Genomic DNA, 22853 nt, shown 5'->3' on the forward strand with positions numbered 1-22853 from the left:
CTCAAGCTGGCAAGCAGGGGATTGGGCTGCCTAGCAAGGGGTAGGGAAGTGTTCTTACATCTTGAAGGCTGGCTTAATGGTCTTCCACCAGGAATTCTCCAGATCCTTGCGCCAGTCCGGCCAAGAGTGGGTGCCCACGTTGCGGAACTCGTAGTGCGCCGGGATCTGCAGATTCTCCAGCTTGGCGCGCAGGTCATGGTTGCAGGAGTTGATAGCGGCCTCAATGACGCCACCTTCAATCTGCAGGGTCATGGCAGCGGCGGAAGCCTCAGCCTGGGTTGCGCCCTTGCCTATGAGGGTGCCCATCATGTCATTCTCAGAGGCAAGGCCAGTAGCGGTGGACACGTACAGTGCGGTGCCACGCAGCTTGTCGGCGTTGACCAGTGCGTCATTCCAACGGTTGTAGTCGCCGCCCATCGGGCCCCACATCTGCTCCGGGGTGACGTTCTGGTAATTCGCACCAGCAGCGCCTGCACCACGGTTCACGGTCAGGCGAGCGAAGTTGTACGGAGCCCAGGTGGACGTTGCGGCACAGCCAGAGAAGGAAGCAGCAGCGTCATAGAAGCCCGGGATCTTGGTGGGCAGCACCAGTGCGGAGGTACCCGACATGGAGAAGCCGACGATGGCGCGGCGGCTATCTGCGCCGAGCTGCTTCTCAATCGGGCCCGGAAGCTCCTTGGTCAGGAACGTCTCCCACTTCTGTGGGCCACGGAAGTACTGTGCCTTCGGGGTGTTCAGCCAGTCGGTGTAGTAGGAGAACGCGCCCTCCATCGGGATGACCACGTTCACGCCCTTATCCGCAAAGAACTTTTGGGTGTCCGCGTAGGTCAACCAGTCATTGTTCTGCTCCGCGCCACCGGCACCGTTGAGCAGGTAGATCGTCGGGGCGTTCTGCACCGGCTGGCCAGCTTCATTGCGCGCCGGGATGACCGCGACTGGGATGTCGCGTCCCATGGACGGGGAAGTGACCCAATAGGCCTGCACCTTGTTGCCGTCAACCTCATTGACCCACTCTGCGGTCTCGCCGGTGGAGATGGCCTTGGGTGCCGGGTTGGCATTCCAATTTTTCACGGTGCCCAGTGCGGCATCACCGGCTGCCTGCTCGGCGGTGACGGTTGCGGCGTTCGCTGGGGTGGTAACGGTGGCGCCAAAAGCAATCGCGGATGCTGCCGCGATGGCGAGGGCGGAGCGGAAAAGCTTCATGGTGTTCCTTTACTGCTTCGGGTTCACTCACATTATTCGCTTGAGTGGCGGTGGGTGTTACCGAGAGATACTTTAAGATCGCACTTGACTTTAACTGTGCGATCCCTGACCGACAAGCGATAAAAGTTACTAAAGTGACCCAAGTGAATCATGTTATTGTGGGGATTGGCTGTAACGACACTTTGTTTCCTCACGAATAACCGCGTGAAGGTAACTTAAAACGGTTCGGCCCACGGGGCATCGAGAACCAACACTCAAGGAAAAGGACACCATGAATCCCATCGAGCAGATCCAGCTTACGATCAACGAGTTCCTCGGCGGCCTGGTCCACGGGGCATCCTCTATGTCCTCGGGCATCGCACTGGCTCTGGGCATGTTCTAAGAACAAGCTCACTGCAGATAACTGCAGATAGAAATCGGCCGTCCCCACCGTCTTCACGAGGCAGCGGGGATGGCCGATCTTGGCTTAAATGCGGAGCTATCAGCTGGATTTATCAGCATCCCAGGACGAGGAGTCCGGCAGTTTCTCCGAGTCGGCCACGAGCTTGTCGCCGAGCAGGGCGGGCCCGATCACGGTTTCCCAGGAGCGACGCATGTCGTCCTTCCATACCGGCCAGGAGTGTGTGCCGGCATTCTTGAACTCGTAATGGGCAGGAATATTCAGGCTGTTGAGCTTCGCGCGTAGGTCATGGGTGCATGCGTTGGTTGCTGCCTCGATGACGCCACCTTCGATAGTGGTGGTCATGGAACCACTAAGGGCATCCGAGGGGCTTTGGCCACGATCGTTGCGGCGGTAGCCGTACATGTCCTGTTCTGCGGCCAGGCCGGACGCGTTGGAGATGTACAGTGCCGAACCCGCGAGCTTGTCCGCATTTACCAGTGCATCGTTATACCGGTTGTACGGGCTGCCCATTGGGCCCCAGATATCTGCCGGGGTGATGGAGGCGTAATTCGGGTTCTTAGCAGCACGGTTCACGGTGAGTGAAGCAAAAGCCCAGGGTATAGAGGTGGAGGTGGCGGCGCAGCCGGAGAAAGAACCAACGGCCTGGTACTCGCCCGGGTAGTGCTCTGCCAGGAGGAGTGAAGATGTGGCGGACATGGACATGCCAACAACGCCGCGCTTGGTGGCGTCAGCCCCCAAGTAGTTCTCCACCGGCTCGCGCAGTTCGCGGCCCAAGAAGGTGGTCCATTTTTGAGCGCCCTTGAAGTAGTTGGACTTCTGTGCCAGCTCCGGACCATCGGCGAGCCAGTCCACGTAGTAGGAGAAAGCTCCCTCCATGGGGATCACTACGTTGACGCCTTTGCCAGGGAAGTAGGTATGAGCCTTACCGACGTTGACCCAGTCAGCGTTCTGTTCAGAGCCACCGGCGCCATTGAGCATGTACAACGTCGGTGCGTTGGGGATACGCGTTGTCTTATCCGGTCCGGTGGCCGGAATGAGGGCCACTGGGATCCAGCGGTTCATGGACTCGGACCAGACTTCCCAGGCTTCGACGTGGGAGTCCGCGCCTGTGGTGGTGGCAAACCACGCTTGGGTTCCACCACTTGCCGTCCGTGGTGGGGTGGTTAGCTTACGCATCTGCGCGGCGGCCGGGGCTTGGGCAGCGTGATCCGGCTGGGACTGGGCCTCTTGGACAATCTCCTCGGGAACGTGAGTTTCAGCAGCATCAGCCTCAGCAACATCAGCCTCGTCCACAACCTCCACCGGGAGATCAGACGCGTCTTCTTCCGTAGTAGAGACTTCCTGCTCGTCCTTGGCCTCGGGGGTTTCGGGTGTGTCGGCGTCGCTGTTAGCGGTGACCTCGGTCGCGTCGACAAGCGGTGCGAAGACTGGCGCTGACTCGCTGGCGACGAATGAGCCTGCGATGAGTGCGCCTGCGGTGGCAGCGGCCAGCACGGGGCGGGAGGGCTTCATAGGGGGTCCTTCTTGGATGACGGGGCAACTTCGTACATCATGCCAAACCGTTCAGGAAGGCTCTGAATCAGAGGTAAAGGCCCCTATTTGGGCGCGGAAAATTCGGTTTGAGTAAACCTGTCCGAGCGTTTAGGCGCAAGCGCACGTATCCTAGTGGGCGTGGCTAATGAACATTATGACGTTGTAGTACTCGGCGCGGGCCCTGGTGGCTACGTCGCCGCTATCCGTGCGGCTCAACTGGGTAAGAAGGTTGCAGTCGTAGAGAAGCAGTATTGGGGCGGTGTCTGCCTGAACGTGGGCTGCATCCCGTCCAAGGCCCTCATTAAGAACGCTGAGGTCGCGCATATCTTCAACCATGAGGCGAAGACCTTTGGCATTAAGGGTGAGGTGTCCTTTGATTATGAGGACGCGCACAAGCGTTCCCGCCAGGTCTCCGAGAAGATCGTGGGTGGCGTCCACTACCTGATGAAGAAGAACAAGATCACGGAGATCCATGGTCTGGGTTCCTTCAAGGACGCTAAGACGATTGAGATCACTGAGGGCGATGACAAGGGGAAGGAAATCTCCTTTGATAACTGCATCATCGCTACCGGTTCTGTGGTGAAGACCCTGCCGGGCATTGAGCTGTCTGAGAACGTGGTGTCTTATGAGGAGCAGATCCTCAACCCGGAGGCCCCGAAGAAGATGGTCATCGTCGGCGCGGGCGCAATCGGCATGGAGTTTGCGTACGTGCTGTCCAACTACGGTGTGGACGTCACTGTCGTTGAGTTCATGGACCGTGTCCTGCCGAATGAGGACAAGGATGTCTCCCGCGAGATTGCGAAGGCGTACAAGAAGCTCGGCGTGAAGCTCTTGACGGGTCATGCCACCACGGCTGTGCGCGACAATGGTGACTCGGTTGAGGTTGATATTCAGAAGAAGGGCTCTGACGACACGGAGACCCTGACCGTTGACCGTGTCATGGTTGCTGTTGGCTTCCAGCCACGCACGGAGGGCTTCGGCCTGGAGAACACCGGCGTGGAGCTCACTGAGCGCGGTGCAATTGATGTGGACGAGCGCATGCGCACCAATGTTGAGGGCATCTACGCCATTGGCGATGTCACCGCGAAGCTGCAGCTCGCTCACGTGGCTGAGGCCATGGGTATCGTCGCTGCGGAGACGATCGCGGATGCAGAGACGTTGGAGCTCGGCGATTATCAGATGATGCCGCGCGCTACCTTCTGCAACCCGCAGGTCGCTTCCATGGGTTACACCGAGGAGCAGGCACGCGAGAAGTTCGCGGACAAGGAGATCAAGGTTGCTACCTTCCCGTTCTCCGCGAACGGTAAGGCGCTTGGCCTCGCTGAGTCCCAGGGCTTCGGCAAACTCGTTGTTGACGGTGAGTTCGGCGAGATCCTCGGCTGCCACCTCGTTGGCGCCAATGTTTCGGAGCTTCTCCCGGAGGTCAACCTTGCTCAGCGCTTTGACCTCACCGCTGGTGAAATCGCACGTAACGTGCACATTCACCCGACCCTGTCTGAGGTGCTCAAGGAGATCGCTCACGGCGTTGAAGGCCACATGATCAACCTGTAAGCACTTGCTTATCGACGGCTGGTAGGCCCCAAACTCCACCTGCGCAGGTAGAGTTTGGGGTTTTTTAAGCGCCTATTAAGCCAAACTGTTTTGTGGACGGTAAAGTTAGCGATGTTATTTACCGTATGAACTGAGCAAGAAGGGTCAAGACGTGTCAACGAACAACCCCAATGGCGGCCCCACCCCGGGCCCGAACGATCCGAAGGGTCCAGTAGATCCCAAGGATCCGAAGACTGGTAATGACTCTCAAGCCGGCTCGTCCGGCACGAGCGGCTACACCCCGTCGAGGTATTCCACCGGCGCCGGCGGCACCAATGGCACTAGCAGCACTGGTAGCACCAGCAGCGCCAGCACTTCTTCTGGGTACACGAGTTCCCCGTACGGCAGCACGCCGTCATCGAACAGCTCGAGCCCCACAACCCCCTTCGGCCAGGCCAACCAGTCGGCTTCTGCTAGTGCTTCGGGCCAGTCCGATAAGCCAGCTTCGTCTGGCCAGCCCAGCAAGCCGAGCGAGCCAAGCCAGCCGACGCAGTCAGGCCAGCCCGGCCACTACGGTGCGGGTGCTGGTTCCTCGTTCGGTGGGCAGCAGTACGGCGGACAGCAGTCAGGTTCCGGTTACGGTGCCTCCAGCTTCGGTGTGCAGGGTAGCCAGGGTGGTCAGAGTCGCCCGACTACGCCGGGTGGCGCGAATGAGACCCGTGAGTTTGGTGCACCGCAGTCGGCGTATGCGCAAGGTGGTCAGAACTCTGGCTTCCAAGGTGGGCCACAGGGCGGACAGCAGGCTGGTCAGCAGGGCTTCCAGCAGGGTGGTTACGGCTCGCAGTACGCGGGCGGCCAGTACGGGGCACAGGGGCAACCTGGCCAGCAGGGCCAGTACGGCCAGCAGGGCCCATATGGTGGTGGCGGCTACCAGAACCCGTACCCGGGTATGACGCAGCAGGCGGATGGGGAGAAGCCGAATATTGCGGGCATCATTGGTCTGATTCTCGCGGTCTTCGGTTTCATTCTCGCCTGCATTCCGGTTATTCAGGTCATCGGCTGGGTCGTGCTGTTTGTGGCATTTGTCCTGGGTATCGTCGGTCTGTTTATTCAGTCCAAGTCGAAGGTTCCGGCTATCGCGGCGATTGTAGCTTCGGTTCTGGGTGGCATCGTGGGAACGGTCGTGTCCTTGGGCATTCTCGGGGCGGCACTCGGCACTGATGATCCGGAGCCGACCACTACTGCGCCAAGCACCACAGAGGGTACGGAGGCTCCGGCTGCTACGGACACTTCAGCGGCAAAGCCGTCGTCTGATAACAAGCCGGATCCGAACAGCTCGCACAAGGGGACGCGTGAAGATCCGCTGCCGATCGGCACTCCGATTCAGTCCGGTGACTGGGTGATCACGGTGAATTCCGTTGACTTGAACGCGCATAACACGGTCATGTCTGAGAACCCGTTCAATGATGAACCGGGAGCTGACATGGAGTACATCATGCTGAACCTGACTATTGAGTATGTCGGTGACAAGGCAGATGGTGACCACGCTATGGCGGACGTGGACTATGTGGGAGTGGACGGGAATACCTACTCCTGGACCGACCACGTAGCTGTGGTTCCGGATGATCTGGAACTGTACAAGACCCTGTACAAGGGTGGCAGCGTTACCGGCAACATGGCTATCGCGGTGCCGAAGGACACGAAGGACCAAGGCGTTCTGTCTGTCCGCGCGGACTTCATGGGTGACAAGAAGTTCGTCGCTGTGAAATAGTGCTGTGAAATAAAAGCCTGATACTGTGCCCCCGGTTCCGAAATGGAGCCGGGGGCATTGCCATGAAAGCGTGAACAACAGGCGGTTTTATGCCGATTGGCAGGCCATATTCACTTAGGTTCATCTAACCAACCAAAGGTTGACACCCTTCGGGGTGAACCTGGTGGGGGTGACCAAAATTAGGGGTTGAAAGTGGGAAACCTCACACCTATGGGTGGGGGCAATGGGGAAAGTGTTGCCAGGCTTGCCGGGTGGGAGAGAAACGACAGCGCAAAGGGGGTAAATGAGGGGGATTGGGTCGGGGGACCGTGGGGCGCCCGAAAGTAACTGTGAAGAGATGCGCGTCAAATGGCCTAAAAAGTGGTGAGAAGCGGGGGTAATAACCAGAAGCAAACCTGTTTGACTCGTGAGAAATCTCAAAGAAACCGTAAAGTTAAATCGACACTGGAGGTGCCATGACTGTAAAAAACGCAGATCGTGACGCAATTCGTCACGGCAAAATCACTGAGGAGCCGCTGCGTGAGCGGCCCGGAGTGCCTACCTGGGCACTCAAGCTCATCATGGCCGTGACCGGCCTGTTCTTCTTCTTGTTCGTCATCGGCCACATGGTCGGTAACCTCAAGATCTTCATGCCGGACCACGGCGCGCAGCCGGCTATCGACGAGTACGGTGAGTTCCTGCGCTCGATGGGCCAGCCCATTTTCCCAGGTGAGTCGCTGCTGTGGATCATCCGCATCGTGCTGCTTGCCTGCTTGGTGCTGCACGTGTGGGGCGCATTCGCCCTGCACGGTCGTTCCCGTCAGTCGCGCGGTAAGTTCCGTCGCACCAACCTGATGGGCGGCCTGCAGTCCACCGCTGCTCGTTGGATGCTGGTGACCGGCGCGATTCTGCTGCTGTTCATCATCTTCCACCTGCTGGACCTGACCATTGGTGAGGTTGTGGCCTCCGACAGCTTCGTCGCAGGCTCCATCAAGGCGAACATGATCGCTACGTTCGATCCTGCTCGCTGGCCGGTCACCCTGTTCTACGTGGTGGCAATGCTCGCGCTCTTCATGCACCTCACCCACGGTGTGTACCTGGCTGTGTCTGACCTGGGCTGGCTGGGTAAGCGAGGCCACGCGATCATGGTCGTCCTGGCTTACTGGATCCCGGCCATCGTTGTGATTGCCAACATTGCGATGCCGCTGGCTATCGCATTCGGATTGGTGTCTTAGGAACTGCTGGAGGAACGTCAATGACTACTGCAACTAACCCGGCTACTGACGCCGACAAGAAGGACTTCACTAACCCGCAGTCCAAGGCCAAGGGTGTAACTCCGGGCACCATCCTGGAGAACAATGAGCCCAAGGGCATCCCGATGCGTGACATGTGGAGCTACCAGAAGGACCACATGGAGCTGGTCTCCCCGCTGAACCGTCGTAAGTTCACGGTCATCGTTGTGGGTACCGGCCTTTCCGGTGGTGCTGCCGCAGCCGCATTGGGCGAGCTGGGCTACAACGTGAAGAACTTCACCTACCACGATGCGCCGCGCCGTGCGCACTCCATTGCTGCTCAGGGTGGTGTGAACTCCGCCCGCGGTAAGAAGATGGATAACGACGGTGCGTACCGCCACACCAAGGACACCGTCAAAGGCGGTGACTACCGCTGCCGCGAGTCCGACTGCTGGCGCCTCGCCGTTGAGTCGGTCCGCGTGATCGACCACATGAACGCGATCGGTGCTCCGTTTGCTCGTGAGTACGGTGGCGCTCTGGCTACCCGCTCATTCGGTGGTGTGCAGGTCTCCCGTACCTACTACACCCGTGGTCAAACAGGCCAGCAGCTTCAGCTGTCCACGGCGTCTGCACTGCAGCGCCAGATCCACCTGGGCAACGTGGAGATCTTCACCCACAATGACCTGGTTGAGTTCATCATCACCGAGAAGGACGGCAAGAAGCGCTGCGAGGGCATTGTTACCCGTAACCTGATCACGGGTGAGTTGGTTCCGTTCACCGCGCACGCTGTGGTTCTGGCTACCGGCGGTTACGGCAACGTGTACCACAAGACCACGCTGGCGAAGAACTCGAATGCTTCCGCCATCATGCGTGCGTACGAGCACGGTGCGTACCTGGCATCTCCGGCTTTCGTGCAGTTCCACCCGACGGGTCTTCCGATCAACGCCAAGTGGCAAGCCAAGACGACCCTGATGTCGGAGTCCCTGCGTAATGACGGCCGTATTTGGGTGCCGAAGCAGCAGGGCGATGACCGTCCGGCGAATGAGATCCCGGAAGAGGATCGTGACTACTTCTTGGAGCGCCGCTACCCGGCCTTCGGCAACCTGGTTCCACGTGACGTTGCGTCCCGCGCTATCTCCCAGGAGATCAACGCTGGCCGTGGCGTTGGTGCCCTGCACAACGCTGCGTACCTGGACTTCGCTGACGCGATTGAGCGTCTGGGCAAGGACACGATCAAGGAGCGCTACTCGAACCTGTTCGAGATGTACTTCGACTCCGTGGGCGAGGACCCGTACGAGTCCCCGATGCTCATTGCCCCGACTGTTCACTTCACCATGGGTGGTCTGTGGACGGACTTTAACGAGATGACCTCCATCGACGGCCTGTTCGCTGCCGGTGAGTGCTCCTGGACCTACCACGGTGCTAACCGCCTTGGCGCGAACTCCCTGCTGTCCGCTTCCGTTGACGGTTGGTTCACCCTCCCGTTCACGGTGCCGAACTACCTGGCTGGCCACCTCAACGAGCCGCTGCTCGACCTTGAGGCGAAGGAAGTCACCGAAGCTGTGACCCGCTCCCAGGAGCTCATTGACCGCCTGATGAACATCAACGGTGATGAGCCGCACGGTCCGGACTACTACCACGAGCAGCTCGGCGCGATCCTCTACGAATCGTGCGGTGTTGCCCGTAACGTGGAGCTCATGGAGAAGGGCCTCAAGGCTGTCCGTGAGCTGCGCCGTGACTTCTGGGCAAACGTGAACATCCCGGGTGCCGCAATGGACATGAACCAGACGCTGGAGAACGCCATCCGTGTGGCGGACTACATCAACCTGGGTGAGCTCATGATCATTGACGCCCTGGACCGTGACGAGTCCTGTGGTGCGCACTACCGTGAAGACCACCTCTCTGAGGATGGCGAGGCCGAGCGTGATGACGAGAACTGGTGCTTCGTCTCCGCTTGGGAGCCGGCTGGTGAGGAGAAGTTCGTCCGCCACGCTGAGCCCCTGTACTTCGATTCGATCCCGCTGATGACAAGGAACTACAAGTAATGAAACTGACACTTGAGATCTGGCGTCAGGCCGGACCCGACACTGAAGGATCCTTCGAGACCGTTCAGGTGGATGACGCTGTTGAGCAGATGTCCATCCTGGAGCTGTTGGATCACGTGAACAACGCCCGCGTTGAGGAGGGCAAGGAGCCTTTCACCTTCGCATCTGACTGCCGTGAGGGCATCTGTGGTACCTGTGGTCTGACCGTCAACGGTCGTCCGCACGGTGCTGGCCAGAACATCACTGCCTGCCTGCAGCGTCTGTTCAACTACAAGGACGGCGACACGCTGAAGATTGAGCCGTTCCGTTCTGCTGCTTTCCCGGTGATCAAGGACCTCACCGTTGACCGCTCCGCACTGGACCGCGTCATGCAGCAGGGTGGTTACGTCTCCATCCAGGCTGGTACCGCTCCGGATGCAGATACTCTGCACGTGAACCACGAGACCGCTGAGAAGGCGCTCGACTTCGCTGCCTGCATTGGCTGTGGTGCTTGTGTGGCTGCCTGCCCGAACGGTGCTGCGCACCTGTTCACCGGCGCTAAGCTGAGCCACCTGAAGCTCCTGCCACTGGGCAAGGAGGAGCGCGGCAAGCGTGCTCGTCAGATGGTTGATGAGCTGGAGACCAACTTCGGCCACTGCACCCTCTTCGGTGAGTGTGCAGATGTGTGCCCGGCTGGTATCCCGCTTGAGGCTGTCGGCGCTGTCAACCGTGAGCGTGCCCGCGCGGCATTCCGCGGTAAGGACGACTAGGCTTCGCTTTAAAGGAAGAGAGGAATTTCCATGAGTGGACACCACGGACCTGCACCTGTTGCGGATCGTTCCGTCGAGACCTTCCCGGAGTACGGCCAGAAGATCCAGGACAGCTACATCGAGGGCTATGACCCGGTTTCGTTGGGTGCACCGCACTCTTCGCTGATGCGTAACACCACCTGGATCGGCATGGGCCTGATGCTGGCTTCCCTGGCTGGTATGGGCACGTTGATCTACGGTGCTGGCACCTACATTTGGGGCCACGGTGCTTCGGACAACATCACCAACGAGCTCTTCATCGCTGGTGCGGTGATGACTGCGGTGATGGTGATTGGTTCGATTGTTCTGATCGCTGTTGGTCGCAAGGACTACAAGGCTTACCGTAAGGAGACTGGTCGCCGGAACTAACGGCGCCACGAAAGCCTAAACAGGGAAACCTCCCACTTCACGTGTGTAAACGTGAGTGGGAGGTTTCTTTGCGCTTTAATCAAGCTATGGCTGAATACACTCTCGATAGTGCCGCCGCCGATTTGAATAGGTTGGGGGTTCCGGGCTTGTCCCTTGCGGACCAGGCAGAGAAGCGCCGTTCGCTGCGGATCCATAAAACGATCATGACGGGCTTGCTCGTCGTGGCGGCGATTATTTTTATCATCTGCACGTTGTGGCTAAAGCACCTGGATGGAAATGCTGCATGGTGGGTTGGTCTGCTACGCGCAGGCGCTGAGGCCGGCATGGTTGGTGGTTTGGCGGATTGGTTCGCTGTTACAGCGCTGTTCCGGCACCCGATGGGACTGCCAATCCCGCACACCGCGTTGGTGCCTCGTAAGAAGGATCAGATCGCTGGGGACTTGTCTAAGTTCGTTGGGGATAATTTTCTGAATGCGGATCAGATCGCGCAGCAGATCTCTAATGCGAATCTCTCGGAGAAACTGGGTTCATTCTTAGCGCAGCCGGAGAATGCGGAGCTGGTTACGGACAAGGCGTGCCAGTTCACTGTGCACGCCATCAATGCGATTGATCGTACGGAGGCAGAGGCCCTGATTAATCAGCAGGTGATCAGCCGGTTTACGGAACCAGCGTGGGGGCCTCCGTTGGGGCGGATACTTGATGCACTCATTGCGGACGGCAAGGTTGAGCCGGTTGTGCAGGAGATCATTTCATGGGGCCGCGTCAAGGTGCGGGAGATGGAACCCACGGTGGTCACCTTGATTGATGAGCGTATGCCACGTTGGGCACCGCGTTTTGCCAAGGAGCTTGTGGGGGAGCGGGTGTACCGCGAGCTGGTTGTGTTCATGGCGGAGGTGGATACTGATCCGCAGCATGAGGCGCGTGGCGCGATCCGCCGTACGCTTTCGCAGTTCGCGCAGGACCTCCAGTTTGATGCGGAGATGATCACGCGCATCGAGGAGCTGAAGCAGGACATCATGGGGTCGCGTGCAGCAGCGAATCTTGCGGGAGAGTTGTGGGATGCGGCCTCAGAGTCGCTTATCGACGCTGCGGTGGACCCCAACTCCTACCTCCGTCGCCGTGGTGCCGCCTCCGCTCAAAGGTTGGGTGAGCGCATCAACAATGATGCATTGCTGCGGGAAGACTTGGACCGCCGTATTGAGGGCCTAGCCCGCTGGTCGGCGAAGTATGCCGCGGACGAAATCACTGGAATGATTGCTAAGCAGATTCAGAGCTGGGATGGCCAGGAAGCCGCGGAGAAGATTGAGGTGGAGGTGGGTAAGGACCTGCAGTTCATTCGTCTGAACGGCACGATTGTCGGTGCGCTCGCCGGCATTGCTATTTACACGGTGAGTCACTTCCTGCTCTAAGCTCAAACCCAAGACAATTCCTGACCGTAGAAAGGCTTTGATCCCGCCATGACCTTGCTCCAGCTCTCGAACCTTCCGCTTGAAGCGTGGATCATGCTTTCACCCACCTTGCTGCGCCAGTTGGTTATGGCGCTCGTGGGTCTCGCAGGCCTCGTGGGGGCGGGGATGGCGAGTGTCACGCGCGATGATGCGTTTACTGCGGCAGACCGTATGCAGAAGTGGGCGTGGGTGGCCGTCCTCGTAGGCAGTGGTGCTGCCTGCTTGAGCGGTTTCGGCTTCCTCGGCCTGATTGGGTGCGTGTTCATCGGTATTTACTTCTTCGATGTGCGCCCCCAGATCAATAACATCCTGCGCGGTAATTACGGCTGGTAGTCGGCGTGGACGTTTCCGCTGAGGATCTTGCGTGGCTCTCACAGCGCATCGGAGTCTTTGACCCGGGGGCCAAAGCGCCATCAAGCAGCAGCATTATCGACGACCCTCAGGCAGGCCTTGTCGTCGAACCCACCGGAGTGGCCGGGTCAGCAGCCCCCGTCATCGCGCTCGTGGGGTGGCCAACGGGACGCCACCACAGCCTGATCAAAGCGGCTGAGGCACGCCTGGCAGTCCAGGAAGGTGCAGGGGAGATGTGGCTAGCGGTGGATACTGATCTGCTTGTCGCCGGCGACAACAGCAGTGCCAGCGCCGTGCTGGCGGACATCATTGCAGTAAGCCAGGTGGTGGATGAGCCGGCGAGGGTGGGGGTGGTTGCAGGGAGCGTCGATAAGCAAAAAATTGAAGCTCTCGCGCGCATCGCGCAACGTGCAGAGGTAGCTGTCCTCGCGGTGCCTGCTGGGGCGGATCTACCGTCGACGGCCTGTGAACTGGCGGTCTATGGTGTGGAGACCCTTGAGGGGGCAGTGGACGCGCTCTACGCTGGCGCGCACCGCGTGTTTATTACACCTGCAAGTCGTTGAAGTGAACGTTCTCCCCGATGATGGTCACGGCAAAACCGCCATCAACCACGTCAAAACGTTCCACCTTCATGGGGCCAACCACCTGGTCATTGAGGCCACGCTCGAGCGCAACGCTCACTGCGTCTGAGAAGAAGTCCGGCAAACTACGCCCCAGAAGCTGAGTGGACACCGCCTCAAACACGGGCTGGCCATTCTGAATATTCGGGCGTAACTCTACGGCAAAAGCACCACTGGAAAACACGATGGTGAAGGTGCCACCATCCGGGTTTGCCTGCACGTTGGAGACATTAAGGATCTTGTTGTAGCCGGGGAACTGCCCATCGCTGGTCTCCTCCAGCGAGGCCCCAAGCTCGCGCTGCAGCATGTCGCGGACAACCGCCTGCGGCAAAATAGTGTGCACCTCAACCCGGTCTGCCCGAGGATCATCAGGATCAAGAATGAACCCAGTCGCATTGATTTTCGCAGCTGGGGTGCCAGCAATAGAGGTGCTATCAGGGGTGAGAGTGGACGGCAGATCCAGGTTGATGTGGTGGATCTTCCCAGTGGCCAGCCCAAACAAAACTGGCTGCGCACCGAAGTACACCTTGGGCTCACGCTCCACGGTCACGGTTTCGGGCGCGCCATCGAGAAAACTTGTTTTGATTTGCTGCGTGATGAACACTCGGATGGCTATTTCCAAAACGAAAAACAGCACGATCAGCGCAGCGAGGATTCCAAGGACAATTTTGAGTCCTCGGCGTGATTTCGTGCGCGTCATGGAACGTTATTGTTCATCACACACTTGACATTGCCACGTGTGCTCCCATCAAAGATCCTGTGAGTTTCCTGGGGGGAAGCGGTGTGGCGTGAGGCGGGGTTTAGAGGTTCTCGCTGATCCACTTCTCGGTCAGCTCGCCCTCCTGGTTGAACAGGTCACCCAGGGCTTCGCCCACCTTCGGCTCGATCGCCGGGCCCATGAACGGGATGTTCACGGAAACCTCGTTGTCGTAGCTCAGCGTGGTGGTCTCGCCAGCGCCGGCGAGCTTGATGGTGCCACCGAAGTCCACCGGGGTGCCCTTGACGTCAGCGGTGTAGGAGACCTCAGCTGCGTCGCCCTCGAGCGCGCCGATGTTGACCACGCGCTTGACCTTCAGCGCCTGGGAAACCATGGACTGCACGGCCTCTGGCAGGACGGTAGTGGGTAGAACCTCGAAGAGGGTAACGGAGTTATCGGTGAATTCGTTGACCTCGCCTGCCTCAGGCGACAGGTTTGCGGCGATGAACTCCCAGTATGCGCGGGAGGAGTATGCCTCGTGCACCTTTGCTACGGGCTGGTTGATGGTCACGGTGTTTTCGCTATGAGTTGCCATGCCAAACAGACTACCGTTGTTTGAGTGCATGAACATTCAGCGACTCCACCGGCCGAGCAAATTGACGGCGTGCGTTTAGCCGACCTGACTACGTTGCGTGTGGGAGGTTCCCCGCGCTACGCATATCGCGCCCGCACCTCTGACGAGCTTGCGCGCACCGTTTCGCTTATCGACGCCTCCCGTACCCCCCTCCTCATCATCGGCGGCGGCTCCAACCTCGTCGTGGCTGAGGGGGACCTTGATCTTGTTGTGGTGATCGCCGCCAATGACGGTATTGAGGTGAACGCCGATGGTGTGCCGGGTCTTGTTCGCGCCGGCGCAGGTGCTGTGTGGGATGACGTTGTCGCCGCCACGGTGGAGGCGGGACTTTCCGGTATTGAAACCCTGTCGGGGATCCCCGGCTCTGCCGGTGCCACGCCGGTACAAAACGTCGGCGCTTATGGTGCGGAGGTCTCCGACGTGCTCACCCGCGTCCACCTGTACAACCGCGAAACCGGTGCGACTGAGTGGGTGCCCGCCAGCTCTCTTGAACTGGCATACCGCTATTCCAACCTGAAGTTCACCGGCCGCGCGGTTGTCCTGGACATCGAGATGCAGCTCGCGCCCGCTGACCTGTCCATCCCACTGCGTCACCTGGGCGGGGAGCGCCTTCCGCTTGCCGACGCCCGCGCGGACATCCTCCGCGTCCGCGCCTCCAAGGGGATGGTGTTGGAGGCTGCGGACCATGACACCTGGTCCGCCGGCTCCTTCTTCACCAACCCGATCGTGCCCGCGGCCGTCGCTGACGAGGTCGCCCGTACCGTCGGCCCCGACGCCGCCACCATGCCGCGCTACCCCCAGCCCGACGGCATGGTGAAGCTGTCTGCCGCCTGGATCATTGAGCGCGCTGGCTTCTCCCGTGGTTTCCCCAGCGAAGACGCCCCCGCCCGCCTGTCCACCAAGCACACCCTGGCGCTAACCAACCGTGGCACCGCCACCGCCGACGACATCGTCGCGCTGGCCCGCACCATCCGCGACGGCGTCCGCGACCGCTTCGGTGTCACCCTCGTGCCGGAACCGGTGTGGGTGGGTGTTTCCCTGGACTAGCTTGCGTTAGTTAAGGCCGATCGGCGGCAAGTGCTTTCGCAGATCCGGGTATGCGTTCAGAAGCAGCACGCCCATGAGCGAAAGTGCGCTAATCACACTTGAAAGGACCACCAGCGTCCCACCGAGGATGCGAAGCCACGCAGGAACATCAGACGATTCCGAAGGGACGGGCTTCGGAGGCTCCGGCGAAGGAATCGGTGTGATGGTAGGGTCCTGCTCCGTCTTGGCGTCAAAGTCGACGGTTATGGGGTGCGGAACCTTAGCCGCGTCCGTGGAGCCTCCTGAGGTGTACCAGAACGACGACAGGCCTGTTTCAAATTGGAAGTCCACAAACTCTTGTGGCCACGCTCCCCACGCTGCTCCGGAGCGCACCTGTGGTCGGTTCCCTTGCTCTACCTCAATTTCGCGTCCCGCATATTCAGGCGAAATAACAACAGATCCAGTGCCGTCAATGTGGACATTCTTGAATGTCGCAATTTGAACATCCTGACGGGGTGCCAGTGGGTGTTTTGTTAGTTTGACGCGATCAGATCTGTAGCCTGACAGGTCCCCACGCAATTCCCCGGTGCCGCCTGAATTGACCACCAGGTGGGGGTTGGTGATGCTGAACACCGCCATCCCTCCGAAGAAGTTGAAGCTCATTGAGCCTTCCCACGCGATTGTGGCAGAGCCATCCGGATTGATAGCGCCGTGACCGCCCGAAAACTCAACTACCTGTTGCGCATTGCCCATGCGCAGGAAGTTGTTCTTGGTATTCCAGGTAGGGGAAGTGACGGAGTCGCCGTTGACGATCTTGATAGCCACGTCGCCGTCGTTGGCAGAGTAGGTCGTCTTCTTTCCGTCGGAAATACCAGCTGTGAGGTAGTTGACACCGCCTACAGGTGGCCGTTTTTGAAGCTGATCGCTGATGGACCAGCGCAGCTGTGCGTCCCTGATGGTCCGTGTTTCCTGCGGAGCGGGGGTTGCTTCCTGGGCATGAGCGCTTGTGGGAGGTGGCATGAGTGGGCCCAAAATGATCGCGAGCGCCATGAACAGCGCTACCCATATGCGCCTTGCAGAGATGGACATGAGCCTTCCTTGGGTTGAGGGGATTGAGAACATGACCGCGGGAACCCGCGGGATCAGATGAATAAAGGGTAACCTAAACGGGTGTCAATCGAAATATTGAGTGGCGCGTGGGGGTCATGTCAGATTGGATTTCGGGCTGGTTTGACTATGCGCCACACCGTCCAACCACGACCTGGGTTTTTGCTGCGCGCCGGGCGGCATAGTCAAACCGGTTCTGCAGAACCAACGACGAAGCCCCTCCCCGCCAAGTGAACTACTCCCCACTAGTCAGTAACTGATTTCTCAGTCCAACTTTCGGGGGCTAGTTCATTGGCGGGAAGGGGCTTTAGCGGTTGAGCGAGGCGTTAGTTGGGGACGATTGAAGGCAGGTACTTTCGCAGGTCTGGATATGCGTTGAGAAGCATCATGCCCACGAGCGAAAGCGCACTAATCACACTTGAAAGGGCCAGCAACGTCCCGCCGAGGATACGAAGCCAGGAGGGGCCATCAGAAGATTCTGAGGGGGTAGGCATTGGCGGCTCCGGCGTAGGAGTTGGCGTGGTGGTGGAGTCCTGATCTGCCGTAGTGCCGAAGTCGAAGGTAACCGGATGCGGAACCTTGGCACTGTCAGAGGAGCCTCCCGACGAGTACCAGTAAGAGGACAGGCCTGTTTCGAACTGGAAGTCCACAAACTCTTGCGGCCATGCTCCCCATCCTGCTACGGAACGGTTCTGCGGTCGATGTCCTTCGGGAACTTCAATCTCCCGGCCCGCGAATTCAGGCGAGACGGTAATGGATCCAGCTCCATCAATATGGACATGCTTGAATGTTGCAATTTGAACGTCCTTGCGGGGCTGTAGTGGGCGTTTTGTTAACGCAGTGCGATCAGTTTCGTAACCGGATAGGTTGCCACGTAGTTCTCCAGTTCCATCTGCGTTGGTCACGAGACGGGGGTTAGTGATGCTAAATACCGCCAAGCCTCCGTAGTAGTTGAAGCTCATTGAGCCTTTCCACACGATCGTGGCAGATCCATCTGGATTGATAGAACCGTGACCGCCCGAAAGCTCCACTACCTGTTGTGCTTTTTCCGTACCGAGGAAGTCAGCCTTGGTCTCCCATGAAGGAGACACTACGGAATCGCCGTTGAGAATCTTGATGGATACATCACCGTTGTCGGCGGAGTAAGTTGCTTCCGTTCCATCAGAAATGCCAGCCGAGAGGTAGTTAACGCCTCCAGCGGGTGGACGGCGCTGGAGCTCGTCGTTGAAAGCCCAGCGCATTTTGGCCTCTTTGACAGATCGCGCTTCTGGTTGGGTTGGTGTTTCGCCTGAGCTCCCTGTCTGCTTCACGGTCAGTGTTGCCGGAGCGGTGAAGATATCGCCCGCGTCGTTCACTGCGTGTGCTCGGACCCTCACTGAATTCATGTCGGGAGTGATCTTGGACAGGGTAAGCACCGAGGTGGTGTCATGGGTTTCTACCGTCGTGTCGTCGTCAAGCGAAATATCTGCCCAGAACCCGTTGGAGTAGCGCTGCCACACGACTTTGGTTGCTGGCGGATGGGATGCGAAGCTCGCGCTGAAAGCGGCTTGATCACCTGCCTTAACGGTGATGTCTTTGGGGTGTTGGGTCACAGCCGGTGCGCCTGTCACAGTGATGGTCGCGGCATCGGACACCACGTCCCCGCGTGCAGTGCGTTCGACCGCACGGAACTGTGTGCCGTTATCGGCCGCGGTGACATTGATTGTCAGCTCATCCCCTGTTTCTCCGGCGATATCCTCAAAGGAGCCTTCATTGGGGCGTTTGACCTGCCACTGGCGAGTGCTAGCCAGGTCTGTCTTCGTTGCCTCCGCGTTCAGGGTCACGGACCCTTCATGGTCACGTCCGAGGTTGATTGTGGCGGACGCTGGCGAAGCGGTGAACGACGGCGATGTTCCGAGCAGCTCAAAGCGCCTCAAGCCAGCGTTTTTGGTTTCAGGGTCTGTCACCTGGAAGACCACGGATCCGTCTGCGGTGACCGTGAGTGGGAACGTTGGTTGTGGAGACAAGCCGGCATTCGAGGTATCAGGGAATTGGTAGCGGTGGACAAACGCACCGTCACGGAGAACATACAGGGCTTTATCCCGGCCGAGCACATACTGGAATCCCGATGTTGGATCGAAGGTTGCGGCGTAAGCTGCAGTATTTTCCCAGTTAGGAAGGGTGAATTCTTCGCCTGCCTCGGCCTCGTCGTCTTCTACAGTGACTACCTGCAGGTCACCGTAGAAAAGGTCAGCGGTGCTAAGGAGGACGTGCTTATCGTCTATTCGTTGAGCAATGGAGTATGCAGTTCCTAGCAGTGCCTGCTTTGAAGGAGTGGTGCCTGCGATCGGTGTTGCAAATGTTTGCTTGCCGGCGCGCTCAAGGAGAAACGCTGGCATACCTTTACGTTTCGCGCTCCCCGCAGTTTGGTAGGTGCCACCGAGTGCAGCCACATAAACACCGTCGCCGATGGGAACGATATTCATTGGCTGGAATGACTCACTGGTGAACATTGACGGGCTGAGCATGAAGGGCTGTTGTTCGCCGATTCGACGGGATTCAAGGTTCAGCGGTGCGATCGTTTCGCTCCAGTCCTCCCCGTCCAGATACACGAACCCGATCTTCTTCGGATTGTTCGTGCCAGTGTCGATTGCGACAACAAGCTCGTTTTCGTGGGAGTCCCAGACGATGGAGCCGATACGGCGATAATCCGGGTCGTCGGTAAGCGTTGCGACAGTACTGACCTGCGTCTGCTTGGTTTCAGGATTGTATTGAGCCCTCTTGATGTCCACATTGCTCAGGCCAGAGCGGTTCGCACCAAGCGATAAATCACTGTAAAACACCGACTCGCTTTCCGGGTCGTAGGCAAAACGGGCCGAGGTTGACTTGCTCACCGGCAATGGTTCGGACGCAAGTTCCTCCATCGTGCTGGCCTTGATATGCCGGAGCGTCAGCGCAGGTGTGTCCGAGGTGATCTTGGAATATTCGATGACGTGCAACAGGTCATTTGTTGGTGAGGCGAAGGTGACAAAAGGTTGCTCGTCCTGGGTGTTGCTCACCCATGTTTGATTCGGGGACAAGACGGGAATGCCACCGGGGAGTTCCGGTTGGGATGTATCGGGCTTGCCACCAGGTCCTTCATACTCGATGGACACTGGGTCGATGGGTGTGCCCTCCGGGTAGAGGTCAATGAGAGAGGCCTGAAAAGCAGGAATCCGATTCCACGTGGTCGTATTGTTTTCCGTCGTGGGATTCACGTCGGAGAGATTCAGGGTCGCGTACGTGCCGGATTTTTCTTCCAGCTGCCCGGTCGACCGAGAGTTGCCCACGTAGTCCAAACGAATCTCTTGGGAGGTAGGAGAAATCACAACTTCAACGTTTTTATAGGTCGAATCGAGCTGGTACGTGCCGTCAGGCATTTTGTACTGCGTGAACCTAACTTGGCCTTTGGTTTTCACCTTTAGGGTGTTCGACTCCGGGTCGTACGTGCCGGATTCAATTGGCCAGCTGTACTCACCGCTGGGTAGCACTTCAACGCCCCCAGATACTGTTGCTGCTTGGGCACCGACGTAGTTGCGCCAAGACTCGTAGATTCCCCAAGTCACTCGGCCTTGAGTGATGGAGAAACTTTCTTGGGCATGGGCAGTTTTGGGCGGTGGCATGAGCGCACTCGAAATGATCGCGAGCACCATGAACAGTGCCGCCCATGTGCGCCTTGCGGAGATGGACATGAGCCTTCCTTGGATTAAAAAGATTGGGAAAATGGTCCTGGAAAATTACCAGATCAGGTGAATGAAGGTTAGCCTAATGTCACATCAATCTAAATGTTGAGTGGGTGGCCGGGGGTAGAGCTAGGTTCTTGGTGCACACGCTGCTTGGCGCCTCGAGCGGCTTTCGGGTCCGTTTGACTATGCACTTCGCTGTGTGTTTTTGACCTGGGTTTTTGCTGCGCGTGCGGTGGCATAGTCAAACCGGCTCCGCAGCCAACAACGACGAAGCCTCTTCCCGCGTTGGCGGGAAGAGGCTCGCGTGGCGTTGGGCTAGGCGTTAGTTGTCCTGCTTGCCCTGCTCGATCTGCTCCTCGGTCGGCGCCTCCGGGGTGCCGGCGGCGTTCTCACCGTCGGCAGCGGTGCCGGCGTTGAGGCGGTCGATCAGAGACTGCTGGACCTCACGGCGGCGGATCTTGCCGGTCATATCGCGGTTGAGCTCCTCGAAGTGGTAGAAGGTGCGTGGCACCTTGTACGCGGTGAGGCGCTTACGCGCGTAGTCCTGCAGACCCTTCGGGTCGAGCGCTGCACCCTCGGCGAGGGTGATACAAGCAACGACATCCTCGGAGCCATCATCGCGCGGGCGACCCACGACAGCGATGTCTTCGATGTCGCGGTGCTCACGCATGACGTTCTCCACCTCATCCGGGTAGACGTTGAAGCCGCCGGTGATGATCATCTCCTTGATGCGGGAGACCAGGCGGAGCCAGCCGTCCTCTTCCATGATGCCCATGTCACCAGTGCGGAAGTAGCCGTCGACAAACGCCTTCTCGGTAGCCTCGGGCTTGTTCAGGTAGCCCTTCATCACCTGCGGGCCCTTGACAATGAGCTCGCCCGGCTCGCCGTCCGGCATGAGCTCGGTCGGGTTGTCGGGGTTGACGATGCGGACGAGGGTGTTCGGGAACGGGATGCCGATGTAGCCGGGGCGACGGGTGCCGTCCATCGGGTTCGCGGTGACAATCGGCGAGGTCTCGGTCAGACCGTAGCCTTCCACGAGGTTACCGCCGGTGACCTTCTCCCATGCCTCCACCGTGGAGACCGGCAGCGTGGATGCGCCGGAGAAGGAGTTGCGGATGGAGTCCAGTGTGGTGCCGTTCTTGATGGCGGACTGGCTGATGCGCTGGTACAGGGTGGGCACGCCCGGCATCCAGGTAGGCGGGTTCTTCTTCAGTGCGTCCTGGATCAGGTCTGGCTCTGGTGCGGGCAGCAGGATGATCTCGCCGCCGACCATGATGCCCAGGCCGAGGTTGAGGGCCAGACCGTAGACGTGGAAGAGCGGGAGGACAGCGAAGATCTTCTCATCGATCTCGCCGAGGCCCTTCACCCAAGCCTTACCGGCCTTCATCTGGTAGTTGAAGTTGCCGTGGGTGATCTGGGCACCCTTGGGCTCACCGGTGGTGCCGGAGGTGTACAGGATCACGGCGGTGGTGTCCTGGTCAATCTCCGGGCGGGCAAGATCATGGCCTTCGCCGCCGATGGCGGAAGACAGCAGCATCTCAAATGCGATGGTGTCCGGTGCGGGGCCGGAGAGCTTCTCACGGGATTCGCGCAGCTTCTTCACCGGAACGTACTTGAGCGCGAGCTCCATGTACTTCGGCATTGCCTTAGTCATATCCACGGAGATGATGGTCTCCAGCGGAGTGTCCTTGCGTAGGCCTGCGAGGTTGCCTGCAGCCTTGTCCCACATGATGGCCACGCGTGCGCCGTGGTCCTGGAACTGTCCGCGCAGCTCGTGCTCGGTGTAGAGCGGGTTGTGTGCAACAACGGATGCGCCCAGCTTCAGTGTGGCGATGAAGGAGACAACAAACTGCGGGCAGTTCGGCATGACCAGTGCAACGCGGTCACCTGGACGGACGCCGAAGGCCTGGAGGCCGGCAGCACAGCTACGGACCTGACGGTCAAGCTCAGCGTAGGTGGTGGTTTTGCCGAAGAAGTACAGAGCATTCTTATGGGACTTCTTGGCCAACGTTTCGTCATAGATGTCCAAGATGGTGTCATCGCCGAGTTCTACCTCCGGCGGAGTCCACTCTGCGTAGCTGGATAGCCAGGCTCTTTCTTCGAATGCCGACATTATTGTCTGCCCTCCACGTTTGTTGTGAATTGGTTTACTCCCGCGAAGTATATATGTGATCCGTAAGCTATGGGGGAAATTTTGTAACTTAAATCACGCAACCTTTGCTTGTTCCGAGTAAGGCGCATTGGCGCGCTAGGATGATGGGCCACAGCGGGCTGTAGAGGGGCAGCGCGCACGGTAAAGGGGGGGGATTTTTTAAGTGACGGATACGCACGACCATCCTCAGCAGCACCGTGAGCAGCCTTACAGGCGGTTCGCTCACAACGGATTGGGAGAGTGGGTGCCAGAAGTTACAGC

17 protein-coding genes are annotated in these 22853 nt (G+C 59.0%); 10 read left to right on the top strand and 7 right to left on the bottom strand.

The window, feature by feature from the left end:
• Positions 1 to 54: 54 nt before the first annotated feature.
• Together QP968_RS08390 and QP968_RS08395 are read right to left on the bottom strand one after the other, a co-directional pair.
• The gene (locus QP968_RS08390) at positions 55 to 1203 is read right to left on the bottom strand and encodes an alpha/beta hydrolase (protein WP_284855956.1); all 1149 of its coding nucleotides are present in this window, start codon (positions 1201 to 1203) and stop codon (positions 55 to 57) included.
• A gap of 481 nt (positions 1204 to 1684) precedes the next feature.
• Positions 1685 to 3118, bottom strand: a complete 1434-nt coding sequence (locus tag QP968_RS08395; RefSeq protein WP_284855957.1) for an alpha/beta hydrolase — start codon at positions 3116 to 3118, stop codon at positions 1685 to 1687.
• Positions 3119 to 3277: 159 nt separating this feature from the next.
• Between QP968_RS08395 and lpdA the strand changes: the two genes are divergently transcribed.
• From lpdA to QP968_RS08440, 9 genes are all read left to right on the top strand, one after another.
• Positions 3278 to 4690: a dihydrolipoyl dehydrogenase gene (lpdA, locus tag QP968_RS08400; protein WP_284855958.1), complete on the top strand. Its 1413-nt coding sequence runs from the start codon at positions 3278 to 3280 to the stop codon at positions 4688 to 4690.
• A gap of 151 nt (positions 4691 to 4841) precedes the next feature.
• Entirely contained in the window at positions 4842 to 6440 is a 1599-nt protein-coding gene (locus QP968_RS08405; RefSeq protein WP_284855959.1) for a DUF4352 domain-containing protein, read from the top strand.
• Positions 6441 to 6895: 455 nt separating this feature from the next.
• Positions 6896 to 7654, top strand: a complete 759-nt coding sequence (locus QP968_RS08410) for a succinate dehydrogenase cytochrome b subunit (RefSeq protein WP_284855960.1) — start codon at positions 6896 to 6898, stop codon at positions 7652 to 7654.
• Positions 7655 to 7674: 20 nt separating this feature from the next.
• Positions 7675 to 9696: a fumarate reductase/succinate dehydrogenase flavoprotein subunit gene (locus QP968_RS08415; protein WP_284855961.1), complete on the top strand. Its 2022-nt coding sequence runs from the start codon at positions 7675 to 7677 to the stop codon at positions 9694 to 9696.
• The gene (locus QP968_RS08420; protein ID WP_284855962.1) at positions 9696 to 10445 is read left to right on the top strand and encodes a succinate dehydrogenase/fumarate reductase iron-sulfur subunit; all 750 of its coding nucleotides are present in this window, start codon (positions 9696 to 9698) and stop codon (positions 10443 to 10445) included. The genes QP968_RS08415 and QP968_RS08420 overlap by 1 nt, the downstream gene beginning before the upstream one ends.
• Before the next feature lie 30 nt (positions 10446 to 10475).
• Positions 10476 to 10853: a hypothetical protein gene (locus tag QP968_RS08425; RefSeq protein ID WP_284855963.1), complete on the top strand. Its 378-nt coding sequence runs from the start codon at positions 10476 to 10478 to the stop codon at positions 10851 to 10853.
• Between the two features lie 86 nt (positions 10854 to 10939).
• Positions 10940 to 12262 carry a DUF445 domain-containing protein gene (locus QP968_RS08430; protein WP_284855964.1) on the top strand — a complete coding sequence of 441 codons (1323 nt, stop codon included), beginning with the start codon at positions 10940 to 10942 and terminating at the stop codon, positions 12260 to 12262.
• Between the two features lie 48 nt (positions 12263 to 12310).
• Entirely contained in the window at positions 12311 to 12634 is a 324-nt protein-coding gene (locus QP968_RS08435) for a DUF2516 family protein (RefSeq protein WP_502870033.1), read from the top strand.
• Between the two features lie 5 nt (positions 12635 to 12639).
• Positions 12640 to 13215, top strand: a complete 576-nt coding sequence (locus tag QP968_RS08440; protein ID WP_284855965.1) for a hypothetical protein — start codon at positions 12640 to 12642, stop codon at positions 13213 to 13215.
• On the opposite strand, the gene QP968_RS08445 is transcribed toward QP968_RS08440, so the two are convergent.
• Together QP968_RS08445 and QP968_RS08450 are read right to left on the bottom strand one after the other, a co-directional pair.
• Positions 13196 to 13972, bottom strand: coding sequence for an LmeA family phospholipid-binding protein (locus tag QP968_RS08445; RefSeq protein ID WP_284855966.1), 777 nt, complete (start codon positions 13970 to 13972; stop codon positions 13196 to 13198). The two genes, QP968_RS08440 and QP968_RS08445, sit on opposite strands and share 20 nt — an antisense overlap.
• Before the next feature lie 100 nt (positions 13973 to 14072).
• Complete coding sequence (locus QP968_RS08450) at positions 14073 to 14564, bottom strand: DUF2505 domain-containing protein (RefSeq protein ID WP_284855967.1); 492 nt, start codon at positions 14562 to 14564, stop codon at positions 14073 to 14075.
• A 24-nt stretch (positions 14565 to 14588) separates the two neighbouring features.
• Here QP968_RS08450 and QP968_RS08455 point away from each other — a divergent pair, with 24 nt between their 5' ends.
• On the top strand, positions 14589 to 15650 hold the full coding sequence (locus QP968_RS08455; protein WP_284855968.1) for a UDP-N-acetylmuramate dehydrogenase: 1062 nt from the start codon (positions 14589 to 14591) through the stop codon (positions 15648 to 15650).
• Between the two features lie 6 nt (positions 15651 to 15656).
• Here QP968_RS08455 and QP968_RS08460 read toward each other — a convergent pair whose 3' ends face one another.
• The 3 genes from QP968_RS08460 to QP968_RS08470 form a co-directional block, all read right to left on the bottom strand.
• Positions 15657 to 16718, bottom strand: coding sequence for a hypothetical protein (locus tag QP968_RS08460; RefSeq protein ID WP_284855969.1), 1062 nt, complete (start codon positions 16716 to 16718; stop codon positions 15657 to 15659).
• A gap of 344 nt (positions 16719 to 17062) precedes the next feature.
• Entirely contained in the window at positions 17063 to 20446 is a 3384-nt protein-coding gene (locus QP968_RS08465) for an HtaA domain-containing protein (protein WP_284855970.1), read from the bottom strand.
• Positions 20447 to 20762: 316 nt separating this feature from the next.
• A complete protein-coding gene (locus tag QP968_RS08470; RefSeq protein WP_284855971.1) occupies positions 20763 to 22553 on the bottom strand; it encodes a long-chain-fatty-acid--CoA ligase in 1791 nt (596 codons plus the stop codon).
• Positions 22554 to 22853 lie beyond the last annotated feature (300 nt).

The sequence above is a fragment of the Corynebacterium sp. MSK041 genome (assembly GCF_030232265.1).
In the GTDB taxonomy this organism is placed as follows: Bacteria; Actinomycetota; Actinomycetes; order Mycobacteriales; family Mycobacteriaceae; genus Corynebacterium.